The sequence below is a fragment of the Burkholderia sp. AU6039 genome (assembly GCF_002223365.1).
Taxonomy (GTDB): domain Bacteria; phylum Pseudomonadota; class Gammaproteobacteria; order Burkholderiales; family Burkholderiaceae; genus Burkholderia.
Genome location: NZ_NKFK01000001.1, coordinates 13,052 through 28,192 on the forward strand (window position 1 = coordinate 13,052; position 15,141 = coordinate 28,192).

General features: G+C 67.2%; 13 protein-coding genes. 1 reads left to right on the forward strand and 12 read right to left on the reverse strand.

The window, feature by feature from the left end:
• The first annotated feature begins 167 nt into the window (after window positions 1–167).
• Window positions 168–557 (forward strand): hypothetical protein, encoded by a 390-nt coding sequence (locus CFB39_RS00080; protein WP_089471848.1) that lies wholly within the window; start codon window positions 168–170, stop codon window positions 555–557.
• 256 nt (window positions 558–813) lie between these two features.
• On the opposite strand, the gene CFB39_RS00085 is transcribed toward CFB39_RS00080, so the two are convergent.
• From CFB39_RS00085 to fliQ, 12 genes are all read right to left on the reverse strand, one after another.
• Window positions 814–3,840, reverse strand: a complete 3,027-nt coding sequence (locus CFB39_RS00085) for a type III restriction-modification system endonuclease (protein WP_089471849.1) — start codon at window positions 3,838–3,840, stop codon at window positions 814–816.
• Window positions 3,840–5,858, reverse strand: coding sequence for a site-specific DNA-methyltransferase (locus tag CFB39_RS00090; protein ID WP_089471850.1), 2,019 nt, complete (start codon window positions 5,856–5,858; stop codon window positions 3,840–3,842). Before CFB39_RS00090 ends, CFB39_RS00085 begins: the two co-directional genes overlap by 1 nt.
• A 335-nt stretch (window positions 5,859–6,193) precedes the next feature.
• The gene (locus CFB39_RS00095) at window positions 6,194–7,324 is read right to left on the reverse strand and encodes a porin (RefSeq protein ID WP_089424113.1); all 1,131 of its coding nucleotides are present in this window, start codon (window positions 7,322–7,324) and stop codon (window positions 6,194–6,196) included.
• A gap of 281 nt (window positions 7,325–7,605) precedes the next feature.
• Entirely contained in the window at window positions 7,606–8,283 is a 678-nt protein-coding gene (locus CFB39_RS00100) for a response regulator (RefSeq protein WP_089471851.1), read from the reverse strand.
• A gap of 13 nt (window positions 8,284–8,296) precedes the next feature.
• Window positions 8,297–9,664, reverse strand: coding sequence for a sensor histidine kinase (locus CFB39_RS00105; protein WP_089471993.1), 1,368 nt, complete (start codon window positions 9,662–9,664; stop codon window positions 8,297–8,299).
• Between the two features lie 88 nt (window positions 9,665–9,752).
• Window positions 9,753–10,610: an ABC transporter permease gene (locus CFB39_RS00110; RefSeq protein WP_089438879.1), complete on the reverse strand. Its 858-nt coding sequence runs from the start codon at window positions 10,608–10,610 to the stop codon at window positions 9,753–9,755.
• A 37-nt stretch (window positions 10,611–10,647) separates the two neighbouring features.
• Entirely contained in the window at window positions 10,648–11,445 is a 798-nt protein-coding gene (locus tag CFB39_RS00115) for an ABC transporter ATP-binding protein (protein ID WP_039351969.1), read from the reverse strand.
• 121 nt (window positions 11,446–11,566) lie between these two features.
• Window positions 11,567–12,571 carry an ABC transporter substrate-binding protein gene (locus tag CFB39_RS00120; RefSeq protein ID WP_089424287.1) on the reverse strand — a complete coding sequence of 335 codons (1,005 nt, stop codon included), beginning with the start codon at window positions 12,569–12,571 and terminating at the stop codon, window positions 11,567–11,569.
• A 184-nt stretch (window positions 12,572–12,755) separates the two neighbouring features.
• The gene (locus tag CFB39_RS00125) at window positions 12,756–13,226 is read right to left on the reverse strand and encodes a hypothetical protein (protein ID WP_143330776.1); all 471 of its coding nucleotides are present in this window, start codon (window positions 13,224–13,226) and stop codon (window positions 12,756–12,758) included.
• A 59-nt stretch (window positions 13,227–13,285) separates the two neighbouring features.
• A complete protein-coding gene (locus CFB39_RS00130) occupies window positions 13,286–13,981 on the reverse strand; it encodes a hypothetical protein (protein ID WP_256991342.1) in 696 nt (231 codons plus the stop codon).
• Between the two features lie 66 nt (window positions 13,982–14,047).
• Entirely contained in the window at window positions 14,048–14,830 is a 783-nt protein-coding gene (gene fliR, locus CFB39_RS00135) for a flagellar biosynthetic protein FliR (protein ID WP_089471854.1), read from the reverse strand.
• Window positions 14,831–14,853: 23 nt separating this feature from the next.
• The gene (gene fliQ, locus CFB39_RS00140; protein ID WP_039351961.1) at window positions 14,854–15,126 is read right to left on the reverse strand and encodes a flagellar biosynthesis protein FliQ; all 273 of its coding nucleotides are present in this window, start codon (window positions 15,124–15,126) and stop codon (window positions 14,854–14,856) included.
• Window positions 15,127–15,141: the final 15 nt, after the last annotated feature.

A 15,141-nucleotide genomic window follows, 5' to 3' on the forward strand; every position in this document is an offset into this window, starting at 1 on the left:
CGCTGCGGCGCCGCGCCCGCCTGCCTCGTTCCCCGCTCAAACACGATCCGGATTGATCTGACGAATGCGCGCCGCGCGCCTCGTTATGATCATTTACAACGTCGCGTGGCGCGAATCCTGCGCATTCATAGAATGCAGTCACACGAACGCGCTCCAGGGAGCACAAGATGAAACAGCAACGATATCTGTCCGTACTGACGGCCGCGCTGCTCGCGCTCGGCACGGTGTCCGCGTATGCCGCAGCCGGCGGCAATGGCGGTGGAAACGGTGGTGGTGGCGGCGGCGGAGGTCACGGTGCAGGTGGCCTGGGCGGCAATGCAGGCGGCATGTCCGCCGGCCACATGAGCGGCCACGCGCTGAGCAACTCGAACGGCATGCACGCGGGCGACCGCGACAAGGGCCTGTCGCGCGCGGCCGACCGCTCCGACACGATCGCCGATCGCGCCGGCGCGCAGCCGGGCCGCGGTCACACGCACGCACATGCACATGGCCACACGACGCACGCGTCGACGTCCACGCATCATTCACATCACCACGCATTGGGCCGCACGCTTTAGGCGCGGCGCGCAATCGTGACGGAAGGGCGCTTCGGCGCCCTTTTTTCATGGCGAGAATGCAACGCGGCTGTCGCGCGAAAACATCGTGCCGACCCGATTTGCAACCAGCCGTAACCGCGCCGCCGACGGGCGCCAATACGGATCGCTTACACGCGGGTAACAGACCGGAAATCGGCGCAAGGCGCGCGCATGGCGAGCGCGCCGGGCCGCGTCGAGAAAGCCGATAAAAAAGGGCGGCTCATCGCCGCCCTTCGTTTCAGCGCCCGGCGCTCGCCAGGGGCACTGCAGGTTCAAACAACGCGTCCGCCTGCCTGACGCGCATGAAGCGCGCCGCGCCGTCACCGTCCACCAGCGCCCGGAAATGCGCTTCACCGCACGCGAGCTTCGCCCGCTCGTGCTCGCTCGGCACGTGGCCGTCCGCATTCGGCGTATCGACGACGAAGTACAGCCGTTCGCCGCCGTCCTGTTCCGCGAGCACGGCCCAGTCCGGGTGATAGCTGCCGAGCGGCGTCTGCACGCGGAACCATGCAGGCAGCTTTGCATACAGCTTCACGCCGTCGTGCGCCTCGAGCGCATCGGCAAACGCGCGCTCCGCGTCCGTCTCGCACACGACCGCTTCGTGGATCGACTTCTGCGCATCGGGCCGCAGGTTGCGCAGATAGCCGGTCAGCGCCTCGCTCTCGAACGATTCGAGCGCATGCACATGACGCTCGCCGAGCTTGTGGTACGCGATGCCCGCGACGAGCGCGAGCCGCTTGCAGCGGTTGATCGCATCGGCCGCGACCGCGATGAACTGCTGCGGATTCACGCGGAAATCCTCGAGCCGGCCGCTGTCGGCCAGGATCGTCGCGAGCGAACGGCGCGTGAGCTGCGTGCGGTCCTGCAGTTCGGTGAGCAGGTCGGGCAGCGGCAGCTCGCCTTCGTCGAGCAGCACCGTGCCGGCGCCGGCCACCTCGATCGCCTCGATGCCGGCCTTGCCGATGTCGATCTCGGCCTTGCGCCACTGCAGTCGTGCGCGGGCGATGTCCGGCGCGTCGTGCAGCGCGGCCGCGCAGTCACGCACGAGCTTCGCGTTGTCGAACTCGACGCGGTACACGGTGCGATGGCGGATGCGGTCCCACAACGCGCGGAAATCCTCGCCGAACACGACGGCCTTGCCCGACGCATCGCGCCGCAGCGCGATCGCACGGCGCTCGTCCGCGTTGCGCACCGCAAAGCGGCCCGACAGCTTGCGCAGCGTCGCGACGATCGGCGCGCGCAGCATCTCGAACGCCTCCGGCAGCACCAGCGCGCTCTGGCGCAGCGCATCCTTCAGCCGGTCGAGCACCTTGCCCTGCGCGTCGACGTAGCCTTGCTCGTGCAGGTGGTTCCACAGCACGCGCGACAGCTCGACGCCGAGCGCATGCGCGGGCCCGTCGCCTTCCTGCACGGGCAGCGCCGCGAACTGGTGTTCCTCGACGATCCCGAAACGGATGCCCGTGTCGGCCTCGATTTCCTTCTGCAGGTTCTCCGCGAACGACTCGTAGCGCTCGGTCGCGATCACGGTGAGCGTGTTCACGCCCGGATCGCGCACGCGCTCGCCGTCCTGGTCGACGGCGAGGCGCAGCCCGCGGCCGAGCGTCTGGCGGCGCTCGCGTTCGGTCTGGATGTCGCGCAGCGTGCAGATCTGGAACACGTTCGGGTTGTCCCAGCCTTCCTTCAGCGCCGAGTGCGAGAAGATGAACTTCAGCGGCGTGTCGAACGACAGCAGCGCCTCCTTCTCGCGCATGATCAGGCCGTACGCGCGTTCCGCGTTCTCGCGCGCCGCCGCGCTGCTTTCGCTCGTGTCGGTCCAGCCGCCCTTGCGGTCGATCGAGAAGTAGCCGTTGTGCGCGCGCCCGACTTCGAGCGCCACGTCGACGCCGTCGAACAGTGCGCGATAGGCCGGCACGCGCGCCGCACGCGCATATTCCTCTTCGAAGATCAGCGCGTAGTCGCCCTTCGCGGGCATGCCGTTCTCGTCGTAGCGGCGATAGCGTTCGACCGAATCGACGAAGAACAGCGACAGCACCTTCACGCCGCGTTCGGCGAGGCGCAGTTCCTTGTCCAGATGCTCGCGGATCGTGCGGCGGATCATCTCGCGCTGCACGGCGAGCGTGTCGATGTCGCCGAACGCCTCGCCCAGCGACAGGAACGCCTCGCCTTCCGGATGGCGCAGCTCGACGTATTCGGCGCCCTTCACCGCATGGACTTCGCCGATCCGCAGCCCCGCGTACAGCGCGCGCTTGGTCAGGCGTTCGAGATCGTCGCCGTCGGTGGCCGACACGATCTGGCGTTTCACGCCGGCCGTCGTCGCGACGTCGAGCTCGATGCGCGCGCTGATCGCGCCGCGCCGGTTCGACACGCCGACGAGCCGCACGTACGGCTTGTTGTGCGCATCCTCGACGATCGCCGACGCGATCTCGATCTGCTTGACCAGCTTGCGCTCGTACGCGTCGACCGCGTCGAGCCGGTACACCATGTGGTGGCGGTCGACGTGCGTGGCCGAATAGCGCAGCGTGCAGAGCGGCGCCATCGCGGCGAGCGCTTCGCGGCCGCGGCCTTCGAGCCCGCCGTCGACGCTTTGCGGCTCGTCGACGATCACGATCGGCCGCGTCGCGCGGATCAGGTCGATCGGCTTCTCGCCGCCGGTCTTCTCGCTGTCCTTGTAGAGGTTGTTGATTTCCTTCTTGTTGATCGCGGCCACCGTCATCACCATGATCTGGATCGCCGCGCTCGCCGCGAAGTGGCGCACCTGGCCGAGCTTCGCGGAGTCGTACAGGAAGTAGTCGTACGGCACGCCCGCGTACAGCGCGCGGAAGTGATCCTCGGTGATCGAGAGCGTCTTGTGCACGCCTTCCTTGATCGCGATCGACGGCACGACGATCACGAACTTCGTGAAGCCGTAGCGGCGGTTCAGCTCGAAGATCGTGCGCAGGTACACGTAGGTCTTGCCGGTGCCGGTTTCCATCTCGACGGTGAAGTCGCGCGAGCCGGGCAGGCCGGACGGCGGCAGCCCGCCGCGCAGCTGCACGTCGGCGAGGTTGCGCGCGAGCGCGTCGTCGGTCAGCGACAGCCGGTTGCCGACGCCTTGCTCCGACACCGCGAAGCCGAGCGAGCCTTGCGCGGCGGCCGTCGTGCCGGGCGCGGCGTTCGCGAGCACGCTGAAGTCGCCACGATACGATTCCTGGCCGCGAAACAGGTCGCAGACGGCGTCGATCGCCTCGCGCTGGTAGTCGAGATCCGCTTCGAAATGCAGCCGCATCACAGGCTCCGCACGCGCTTCACGCCGTGCTGTTCGAGCAGCGCGGCGAGATTGAGCTTCGCGACGTCGTCGACGAAGCCGCTGTCGCGGAACAGGCACGTGACGTCGTGCGTCGTGCCGGTCGCATCGAGCAGGTCGACGATGCCGTCGGCCAGCGGCCCCGCGTCGTCGCGCGAAATGCGCGCATCGAAGCACGCGACGATCGCGCGGCCGATCAGGTGCACGGTCTTGCCCGCCACCTGGTGATGCTCGACCGGCGTGCACAGGTCGAGGCCGAGCTTCAGCGTCAGCTCGGCGAGCAGGTCGTCCTCGGTGCGGCCGGTCTTCACGTGCTCGACGGACGCGAAGAGCGCGTGGTCGAAGTCGTCGCGGCGCGGGTCCCACTCGATCACGTTGGTCGTGTCGAGCTGGTACACGCGAAAGCCGAGGTCGCCATAGCTTTCCGGATAGTCGCGCGCGACCTGCTGCGCGGCGCGGCGCAGGCGTTCCTTCGTGATTTCGGCGAGCGTCAGCGGCTTTTTCAGCTTCGCGCAGAAGTCGGCGGCCGCCGTCTGCGTCTTGTCGCGGCGGTCGAGCGCCTCGGGCAGCTGCACGAGGATGTAGCGGCGCGCGCCGCCGTCGGTCGCGTTCACCTGCATCACCGCGTGGCCGGTCGAGCCGGAACCGGCGAAGCAGTCGAGCACGATGTCGTCGCCGCGCGTGCACCAGCCGATCACGGCCGCCGCGAAATCGACTGGCTTGGGCAGGTCGAACGGGATGCCGAGCGTCTTCAGCAGCGCGTCGTCGGAGCCGGCGAACGGCAGCACCGACGGCACGTTCTCGTACATGTTCTCGTCGAGGTAGTAGATCCGCTGCGGCTGCGTGGTTTCATCCGCGCCGAATTCGATCTGGCCGCGCTCGATCAGCGCCTGCATCGTCGCGGGCGGGTTGCGCCAGCCGCGCGCCGGCATCGCGCACGGCTTGCCGGTGACCGGGTGGATCAGCGGCGTGAAATACTCGTCCGGCGCCTTCTTCTTGTTCGGCCAGGCCATCGACACGAGGCGGTACACGCGGCCTTCCGGCGACAGCCGGTCGTACATCACCTCGCCGCCGGACAGGTTGGTCTGCGCCTTCATCCATGCGCGGTACGCCTTCTGCGCATCCTTCGGGTTGCCGCTGCGGTAGACGGCGTCGTGCGCGGCGTCGAGCATGCGCTGCGCATTGCGTTTCGGGCGCTTGAGCGGCGCCTGTTCGAGCAGCGTCTCCGCGTTGCGCGCGAACAGCACCAGCGATTCGTGCTGGTACGCGACGCCGCGCGCGTCGCCCTTCGGGTTGCGCTTGTCCCACACGGCCACGCCGAGCTCGTTCTCCTCGCCGAAGATCTCGCGCAGCATCAGCACCAGCGCATGCACTTCATGCTCGTCGATGTGCACGGCGATCAGCCCTTCGTCGGACAGCAGCGCGTGCGCGAGCTTCAGGCGCGGATACATCATGTTCAGCCAGTCGGTGTGGAACCGGCCGTTCGCCTCGGTGTTGGTGCTGCGCTTCGCGCCGCCCTGGGTCTGCCCGGTCATCGCCAGGTAGTGGCGGATGCTGTCGCTGAAGTCGTCCGGATAGACGAAATCGCTGCCGGTGTTGTACGGCGGGTCGATGTAGACGAGCTTCACCTTGCCCGCGTAGCTCTTGTGCAGCAGCTTCATCACGTCGAGGTTGTCGCCCTCGATCACGAGATGGCGCGTGTCGTCCCACGCGACGCTGTCGTCGGGGCAGGGCCGCAGCGTGCCCGTCGACGGCGTGAGCGCGGCCTGGCGCGCGCTGCGCTTGCCGTGCCAGTGGAAGCCGTAGCGCTCGTCGGCGTCGCCGACCGTGCGGTCGCCGACTAGCGCCTTCAGCACGTCGACGTCGACCGACGCGCCGTCCGGGCCTTCGGTCACGAGTTCGGGGAACAGCGCCTTCAGGCGCGCGACGTTGTCGGCGGTGAAATCCGTCGACATCGCCTGCGGGCTGGCCGCATCGAGTTTCTGCATCGTCTTTTCCATCGGAGCCCGGCCGCGCGCGCCAGGACATCGGGCGCACTCACGGCCCCGGCGGCAACGGCCGCCCGGGCAAACCCGAAACGCTATCGAGTCACCCGGCCGAGGTCAAGCGCCGATGTGGGGCGAGCGTGCGGGCATCGGCCGCGATTGCCCGCCGGACGGGCCGCCAGCGGCTTCGGGCCGGTTGTCGCATGGCCGACGGGCGGGCGCCTGGCGGGCGTCCGCGGGGCGCACCGGAAAGGACGAAAAAAAGGGCACGGTCGGCGCCAGGCGCCGGCGTGCCCGCATGGAGAATCCCGGACGGAGGTGCGGCGGGGCCCGTCTGGCCCCGTTTCAGGTCAGAAGCGCGTGCGGATGCCCGACGTCAGTTCGAGCTGGTTCTTCGCGCCGAACGTCGACGACACCGTGTAGCCGCCATGCAGCTTCATGTAGTCGCCGGCCAGGTACACCTCGGTGCGCTTGCTCAGGTGGTAGAACACCGACCCGTAGATCGTCTCCTTGAAGCCGTTGGCGACGCCGTTGGTCAGGCTGAACGCGCCGAGGTTGGCGTTCGGCGTGAAGCCGTCCGCGTTGTTCGCGGCGTTCTTGATGCGCATCTGCTGGTAGCCGAGCTCGTAGTCGAGCGCGCCCTTCGGCGCGATCTTCATCGACACCGTCCACGAATCGTCGTGACGCTGGCCGAGCGGGCCCTGGTCGCCGTTGTAGCGGAAGTAGCCGGCATTCAGGCGCACGATGTCGAACGTGTAGTTGCCGCCGACCGAGAACGTCTGGTTACGGAAGCCGTTGTGGTTCACGTGGTTGTAGAAGCCCGACACGTTGAACGGCCCGCCGTTGTAGCCGAGCGCGGCCTGATACGCGGAGCCGGTCGCGAACGAGGTCGAGTTGCTGAACTGGTAGCCGGCGCTCGCGAAGATGCCGTTGCTGAACAGCTTCTTCCACGCGACGCCGTTGTTGTAGCGCGTGCCGGTCGGGCCGGCCGCGTAGAAGATCATCTGCTTGAAGTTGTTCGAGTTGGTCCAGCCGCCTTCCTCGGTCGTCAGCTTCGAGGAACCGTACGCATCGCCGTAGATCGTGGCCGCATCGCGGGCGATCGTGTTCTGGAAGCCGGCCGTCAGCTTGCCGAAGCGCTCGTCCTCGACGCCCACCCACGCGTCGCGGTCGAAGATCTGGCCTTCGTCTTCCATCTGGCCGTTCGCGACGACGAATTCGCTTTCGAGGCGGAAGATGATCTTCGTGCCGCCGCCGATGTCTTCAGCGCCGCGCAGGCCCCAGCGGCTGCCGCTGAACCACGGTTCGCCTTCGTTGCCCATGCCGATCACGTGTTTGCCGTTCGCGTCGGCGTGGGTCCGGTAGGTCGGAAAGCTCAGGTCCATCAGGCCGTAGAGCTGCACGCTCGATTGCGCATGCGCCTGGGTGCCGGCGCACAGGCCAGCCGCCGCGATGGAAAGGGCAAGGGTTTTTCGTTTCAAGATCGTCTCCTCCGAGCTGCCGCATTGGAATCTGGTCGTTGGCAGTACGCAATGTATGCCGACTCTTGCCGGCCACAGCGAGAGGGCCGACGCATAGCATCGTAGAGGGGGCAATCCTTCACGACGCTTTCCCGGGCACAAGAATCGGATCGGTGAAAACACCGAACGCGCAACCATCACGGATCGGGCAGGCACGCGGAAGCCGGCAAGCCGGGGGCGCCGGCATGCATCGATGACGTTTCGTGCTACGAATCGGTATTCAGGGCTCGCAATGGGACCTGTCAGTCCTGCGTGCTCTTCATGCGCAGGATGTAACCGAGCCCGCGCAGCGTGATGATCTCGGCCGTGCTGCCCGCGAGATGCTTGCGCAGCCGGTGGATGTAGATGTCGATCGCGTCGGCGCTCGGTTCGTCGTCGAGCGCGAACACGCTGTCCATCAGGCGCGCCTTCGACACCGTCTTGTTCTGCTGCAGCATCAGCGTTTCGAGGATCGCGTGCTCGCGGCGGCGCAGCGCGAGCACCGTGTCTCCGCAGCGGAATTCGCGCGTGCCGAATGCGTAGACGAGATCGCCGCACACGAGCTGCGTCGTGCCGACGCCGGCCTGCCGGCGGATCAGCGCGCGAATCCGCGCAACCAGCTCGCGCGATTCGAACGGCTTCACGACGTAGTCGTCGGCGCCCGCGCCGAAGCAGTCGACCTTGTCGTCCACCGAGCCGTGGGCGGTCAGCATCAGCACCGGCACGTTGTCGTTGCGGCGCCGCAACCGCGCAAGCACCTCCTTGCCGCTGATGCCGGGCAGGCGCATGTCGAGCAGCACCGCGTCGTAGCGTTCGGTTTTCAGCACCGTGTCGGCGCGCTCGCCGTCGCCGACGGAATCGACCGCGAAATCCTCGCCGCGCAGCAGGTTCACGATCCAGTGCGCGAGTTCGGCGTTGTCTTCGACCAGCAGGAGTTTCATGACGGCGTTCTCTTCAGTCGTAGGCGGGCAGCCGTACAGTCACGACGATACCGCGATTGCCGGCCCCCGGCGCGAGCGACACGCTGCCGCCGTGCGCCTGCGCGATCTCGCGGACGATCGCGAGCCCGAGGCCCGAGCCTTCGGTGTCGGCCGACACGCGGTAGAACCGCTTGAACACGTGCGGCCGCGCTTCGGCCGGGATGCCGGGGCCGTTGTCGACGACGTCGAGCACGATCGCGTCGCCGTCGCGGCGGCCGCAGACCGTCACGCAGCCGCCCGGCTGCGTGTAGCGCACCGCGTTGTCGACGAGGTTCATCACCAGCGCGGTCAGCAGGCTGTCGCTGCCGGCGACGTCGAGCCGTTCGCCGAGATCGGCGCCGAGATCGATATTGCGCTGCTGCGCGAGCACGATCGTCTCTTCCAGCACGCTCGACACCACGGCCGCGAGATCGACGCGATGGGTCAGCAACGTCGACGGCGTCGCTTCCGCATGCGCGAGCAGCAGCAGCTTGTCGGTCACGTCAGCCATCTTGCGGCTGCTGCGCTGCATGCTGTCGAGCACCGACGCGAGTTCACGATCGTCGTTGCCGCGCTGCTGCGCGTACTGGATCTGCGTGTCGAGCACCGCGATCGGCGTGCGCAGCTGATGCGCGGCATCCGCGATGAAACGGCGCTGCGTGGCCGTATGCGTGTTCAGCCGCGCGATGCACTGGTTGATCGCGTCGACGATCGGCCGCAGCTCGTGCTGCAGCCGCTCGGGGCGGATCGGCTCCAGCTCCATCGGGCCGCGGTCGGCCACGTCGTCCTTCAGCTTCATCAGCGGCCGCATCTCGAAGGTGAGGCCGAGGTACACGAGCCCCATCGCGAGCACCAGCATCAGCGACAAGCGCACCAGCTGCGGCCGCCAGATCGTCGCGACCATCGCGCCGTGCGAACGCGTCGTCTTCGCGACGACCACCGTCACCGTCTCGATCTGCCCCTCGTCGTACAGCTGGCGATCGTAGGCCACCGCGCGCAACGGCACGCCGTCGAGCGACGTGTCGTACAGCGTCGGCTCGACGCCGTGCCGCGCGGGCACGTCGAGCGCCGGCGTGCCCGCGAGCAGGCGGTCGTGGCCGTCGATCACCTTGTAGAACACCGAATCGCGCGACGGCGATTCGAAGATCTCCAGCGCGGCCGGCGGCACGTCGGCGACCGGCAGCCCGTTGCGCCATTCGACGTCCTCGCCGATCGTGCGCGCGGACGCGACGAGCGCGCTGTCCTGCACGAGCGCGGCCGTGGTCCGCGCGGTGTCGTACGACATCGCGCCGGCGATCAGCACGAACACCGCGAGCGGCAGCAGCAGCCACCACAGCAGCCGTCCGCGCAGGCTGTGCGCCATCCTGTTGCGCTCCTTCTCCGAAATGCCGAACCGCGCCGGGAGCGCCGGCGCGGTCGGGTGTGTCATGTCAGGCGTCCGTCTGCGGCGTTCAGAACGCCGCGGGGCGCCACTTCAGCAGCCGCTTCTCGAGCCACGTCAGCAGGTAGTCGGCGGCCAGCGCGACCACCGCCAGCACGATCATCGCCGCGAACACGCCGCTCGCGTTGAACGCGCCCTGGGCGGTGGAGATTAGCAGGCCGATGCCTTGCTTGGAACCCAGGAATTCGCCGACGACCGCCCCGACCAGCGCGAAGCCGAAGCTCACGTGCAGGCTGGCGAGAATCCAGCTCAGCGCGGACGGGATCACGACCGACGTGGTGATCTGCCGGCGCGACGCGCCGAGGATCTGCGCGTTCGCGATCAGGTAGCGGTCGGCTTCGCGCACGCCCTGGAACGCGTTGCCGAACACGACGAAGAACACCATCACGACGGCCAGCGCGATCTTCGACGCCATCCCGAGGCCCAGCGCGATCACGAAGATCGAGCCGAGCACGACGCGCGGAATCGAGTTCGCGATCTGGATGTACAGGCCGAACACGTCGGCCATCAGCTTGTTGCGGCCGAGCACGATCCCGCAGATCACGCCGGCCACCGAGCCGATCACGAAGCCGATGCCGGTTTCCTCGAGCGTGACCCACACCTGCGTGAGCAACGGGCCCTGCGACGTGCCGTTGACGAACCAGTCCTGGATCTGCGCGAAGATCAGCGTCGGTTGCGAGAAGAAGAACGGATCGATCCACTTCAGCCGTGCGGCGAGTTCCCACCCGCCCAGCACGATTACGAGTACGGCGATCCGCAGGCCGATGATCAGTTGCCGGCGGCGGCGCAGGCGGGTTTGAGCGGCGCGCGACTCGTCCTCGAGCGACGTTGCCGGAATGGCGGTGGGGGGAAGCGTCATGTCGGTCATGCTCCTGTCCTTGCGGTCCTTGCCTTGAGCGTATGCGTCAGCCGATCTGCACTTCTTCGCGCAGGTCGTGCCAGATGTCCTTGGAAATTTCGATGAAGCGCGTGTCGTAGCGGATCTCCGACGTGACGCGCGGGCGCGGCAGGTCGATCTCGTACACGCGCTTGAGCGTGGCGGGCCGCGCGGTCAGCACGAACACGCGGTCGGCCAGCGCGATCGCCTCCTCGAGATCGTGCGTGACGAACACCACCGAGCCCTTGTTCGCCGACCAGAGCTGCAGCAGCTCGTCCTGCATCAGCGTGCGCGTCTGCATGTCGAGCGCGGAGAACGGCTCGTCCATCAGCAGGATTTCCGGCTGGTTGATGAAGGTCTGCGCGAGCGCGACGCGCTTTCTCATCCCGCCGGACAGCTGGTGCGGGTAGTGCTTCGTGAACTTGTCGAGGCCGACCTTGCGGATCCATTCCTCGGCCTGCGTGTACGCGACGTCCTTCGAGCGGCCGCGAAACAGCGGGCCCGCCGCGACGTTGTCGATCACGTTGCGCCACGGGAACACCGCGTCCGCCTGGAACACGAAGCCGATGCGCGGGTCGATCCCGTCGACCGGACGGCCCATCACGCGCACCTCGCCCGTTGCGGGCTTGAGCAGCCCGGTGATCAGGTTCAGCGTCGTCGACTTGCCGCAGCCGGTCGGGCCGACGATCGCGATGAACTCGCCGCGCGCGACGCTCATGCTGAAGTCGCGCAGCGCGACGGTGGCCTTGCCTTCCGGCGAAATGAAGCGGCACGACACGTTGCGAAACTCGATCGCCGGTGTGCTCGGGGAGACTGCCTGATTCATCGCATTGATCCTGCGGGTGAGGAGAGCGTCGCAGCGTGGCGGCGCCGGGCCGGTCAACCGGGCCGGAACGGGGAGCGCACGGCGGCGGGATCGCCGCCGCCGGCGCGACTGCCGAGTTCGATTACTTCGCGTTCACGAAATCGTTCGTGTAGGTGCGCGCCAGGTCGATGTGCTTGCCCTTCACCGACGGGTTGAACGCCGACAGCACCTTCAGCACGGTGGCCGGGCCATCGGCCGGCATCTTGCCGTCGGCCGTGTACATCGGCAGCGACGCCTTCAGCGCGCTCACGTACAGCGCCTTGTCCTTCTGGTAGTCGGCCGGCATCTTCGCGGCGATCTCGTCGGCGCTGTGCGTGTGGATGAACTGCATCGTCTTCGCGAACGCGTGCGCGAGCTTGGTCGCCTGATCCTTGTGCGAATCGGCCCACGCCGACTGCACGTACAGGCTCGCGGCCGGGTAGGTGCCGCCGAGCGCCGCGCGCGTGCCTTCCAGCGTGCGCAGGTCGACCAGCACCTTCGCATCGCCCATCTTCTCGAGCGCGGACACCGTCGGCTCGGTCGTCATGCCGGCGTCGATACGGCCCTGCTTGATCGCGGCGATGAAGCTCGCGTCGGCGCCGACCGGCAGCATCGTGTACTGGGTCGACTGCACGCCGTGCTGGAGCGCAAGGTATTGGGTGAGGAAGCTCGTCGACGAGCCGAGGCCCGTCACGCCGAGCGTCTTGCCCTTCGCGTCGGCCATCGACTTGAAGGTCGGCGCGGCCTTGGTCGACACCATCTCGACTTCGCCCGGCACCTGGCAGAGCACGGCGATCGCCTTCACGTCCTTGCCCTTGCTCTGCAGGTCGACCGTGTGGTCGTAGAAGCCGACCACGCCCTGCACGGCGCCTGCCAGCAGTTCGTTCTCCGCGTCGACGCCGGCCGGCTGCGACAGCAGCTCGACGTCGAGCCCTTCGGCCTTGAAGTAGCCGAGTTCCTGCGTGAGCCGCGCGGGCAGGTAGATCAGCTTCGCGATCCCGCCGACCATGATCGTGATCTTGCCGCCGTCGTCGGCGAAAGCGGGGTGAGCGGCAAGCGCGCAGCTGAGGCTGGCTGCAACGGCGAGGGTGCGCAGGATGGGTCGCATCGGGATCGTCTCCTTCGTTGTATTCGTATGGCGCGATGCTTGCTGCATCGTCACGACGAGTATAGGGAGGCGAAACCTTCCGCAACCTTTCGCGGGTTGGCGGTTCGTTTAGGGGTTTTCCAGCAATTTCGGGGCAGCGGGCCGGCGCAGGAAGAGACAGGCTGCGCCGTATGCGGCCGGTTGCTTAAATTGGCGCGATCCCGCCGAGGTCGATGCGAGCGAGATTCCCGTCGGGCGCGGCGGCAACCGACAGATTCGGTGCGATCGCGTACCTGATCGACGCATCGTCTTGCCAGATCAGGGAGAGGCAGCGTGCCGAGTCGTCATAGGCAACCGCCGGTTCGCGGACGCTCGCGCGACCGAGCGCGTCAAATGCGGCACTGAAGCTCGGCGTATGCGGCGACACCGGAATGGGCGGCGCTGGATCGGCTTTTTGCCAATGATCGGCGTTGGTATAGAAGTCGAACGAACACAAGCGGCCGGCGTCGTCGAGCGTGAGCGCCAAGCTGCCGGCGGTGATGACGTGACGGGTGTCGGGCTGCACACGAAACTGGTCGTCAAGTCGGTCACGGAGAACGGATGGTCGTTCCGTCGGATTCTCCGGCGCATGGCGAATGTCGCAGGACAGCGTGAAGCCATCTGCGTCCCATTGCATGCAAGCGGTCGCCGGCACGGCGAGCGGCGCGGCACGAACGATTATCCCGGTCATATTGGCTAATGCCTGTAGACAAAATGCAGCACCGTGTAATCGCTTTCGCGGACGACAACATCGAGCTGATAGCGAACGCCTCGGTGCGTCATCGGTGCAGTGTACTGGAAGATCCCACGGTGTCCTTTGGGATCCGGTATGCGCTTGCCATGACGAATGGCCAGTCGAAGAATGTGAACCGGCACGAAGCGCCAGGGTTCTTGCATATGCGCGAGCGGAACGGCAGCGAAGCGCAGTTGCTTGCCTGACGACGCAGCGAAGCGCGTTCTGAGGCCCGATAGTGCGGACCGACCGATGATCGCGTGAGTACCGTGCGCACCGATCCTCGCCAGTGCGCGGGCACCCGATCGCCACACGGCACCGACAACGAAAATCGCATCGAGCGGATCGATGAGCGGCGCTTCCAGCGGCTTCTCGGTGACCGAAATGCATGTGCCGTCGAGATCGTATATACATGCGACGCCACCGGTTTCCGTACGGTATCCGATGATGGCGTCCAATCGACTGTCAAACAGCGGCTCCGCATGAACGGGCAGATTCGATGGCCGAATTTCGAACCAGGCAGGAGATACTGGCGCGCGACCACGCCATACGTGTGCCGCTTCTGTACCCGTATAGAGCATGCTGGATGATCGACCCTCGACGAGGCTCGTTTCGTTGGATGGGTCCGCCAGCGTATTTTTCGCGAACGTCCAGAGCAATCAGACACGTTCGAAAAGCGAGGGGGCAGCGCGAAAACCCTGTCGCGATCGACGAGTATTGCCGCGTCAGCGCCAGCCCGTCAGCACCCGCCCCATCGCGTCGAGCCCCATGTCGAACAGGTGCGCCACGAACGGCACGAGGTTCGGGATCATCAGTTGCACGAGCAACAGCCCGACGAGCATCGTGACGGGAAAGCCGACCTGGAACACGCCGATCTGCGGCGCCGCGCGGTTCAGGATGCCGAGCGCGAGGTTCGCGATCAGCAGCGCCGCGATCACCGGCAGCGCGAGCAGCAGCCCCATCTCGAACACCGTCGTGCCGAACCCGGCGAGCGTGCGCCAGCCTGGCGCGTGCAGCAGGTCGGCCGACACCGGCAGCGACTGGAACGACGCGGCGAGCGCGGCGAACACCTGCAGGTGGCCGTCCACCGCGAGGAACGCGAGCATCGCGATCGCGTTCAGGAAGCGGCCCATCGCGGGCGTCGCGCCGCTCGTGTGCGGATCGAAGAAGGTGGCGAAGCCGAGCCCCATCGACAGCCCGATGAAATCGCCGGCCGCCCCGACCGCCGCGAACACGATCTGCATCGTGAAGCCCATCGCGACGCCGATCAGGAACTGCATGACGACGATCCAGATGCCCTGCGCGGAGAACACGGTGACGTCCGGCATCGCGCCGAGCGTGGGGGCGACGACCAGCGCCATGAACGCGGCGAGGCCGATCTTCACGCGGATGGGTACCGCCGCATGGCCGACGACGGGCGCGGTCGCGACGAGCGCGAGCATCCGCACGAACGGCCACAGGAACGCCGTGAGCCAGCCGTTGAGCTGCGCGTAGGTAACCGAGAACATCGCCGCCGGGTGGTGCGCGCGGCTCAGCCGACGCCGAGGGTCGCGACGTGCAGCAGCGTCTGCCGCAGGTAGTCGAGCATCGTCGTCATCATCCACGGGCCGGCGATCACGAGCGTCGCGGCGACCGCGAGCAGCTTCGGGATGAACGACAGCGTCGCCTCGTTGATCTGCGTCGCGGCCTGGAACAGGCTCACGACCAGGCCGACCGCGAGCGCGACCAGCAGCAGCGGGGCGGCCAGCAGCAGGCCGACCATCATCGCGTGGTGCGCGAGCGTCATCACTTGTTCGGGCGTCATCGTGCGTGTTCCTCC

Excerpts from the sequence above, each read along its gene's own strand:
- CFB39_RS00085 (WP_089471849.1), bottom strand. The coding sequence starts at position 3,840 with ATGCGGCTGCATTTCGAAGCGGATCTCGACTACCAGCGCGAGGCGATC.
- fliQ (WP_039351961.1), bottom strand. The coding sequence starts at position 15,126 with ATGACGCCCGAACAAGTGATGACGCTCGCGCACCACGCGATGATGGTC.
- CFB39_RS00110 (WP_089438879.1), bottom strand. The coding sequence starts at position 10,610 with ATGACCGACATGACGCTTCCCCCCACCGCCATTCCGGCAACGTCGCTC.
- CFB39_RS00090 (WP_089471850.1), bottom strand. The coding sequence starts at position 5,858 with ATGGAAAAGACGATGCAGAAACTCGATGCGGCCAGCCCGCAGGCGATG.
- CFB39_RS00125 (WP_143330776.1), bottom strand. The coding sequence starts at position 13,226 with ATGCAATGGGACGCAGATGGCTTCACGCTGTCCTGCGACATTCGCCAT.
- fliR (WP_089471854.1), bottom strand. The coding sequence starts at position 14,830 with ATGTTCTCGGTTACCTACGCGCAGCTCAACGGCTGGCTCACGGCGTTC.
- CFB39_RS00100 (WP_089471851.1), bottom strand. The coding sequence starts at position 8,283 with ATGAAACTCCTGCTGGTCGAAGACAACGCCGAACTCGCGCACTGGATC.
- CFB39_RS00080 (WP_089471848.1), top strand. The coding sequence starts at position 168 with ATGAAACAGCAACGATATCTGTCCGTACTGACGGCCGCGCTGCTCGCG.
- CFB39_RS00120 (WP_089424287.1), bottom strand. The coding sequence starts at position 12,571 with ATGCGACCCATCCTGCGCACCCTCGCCGTTGCAGCCAGCCTCAGCTGC.
- CFB39_RS00105 (WP_089471993.1), bottom strand. The coding sequence starts at position 9,664 with ATGGCGCACAGCCTGCGCGGACGGCTGCTGTGGTGGCTGCTGCTGCCG.
- CFB39_RS00115 (WP_039351969.1), bottom strand. The coding sequence starts at position 11,445 with ATGAATCAGGCAGTCTCCCCGAGCACACCGGCGATCGAGTTTCGCAAC.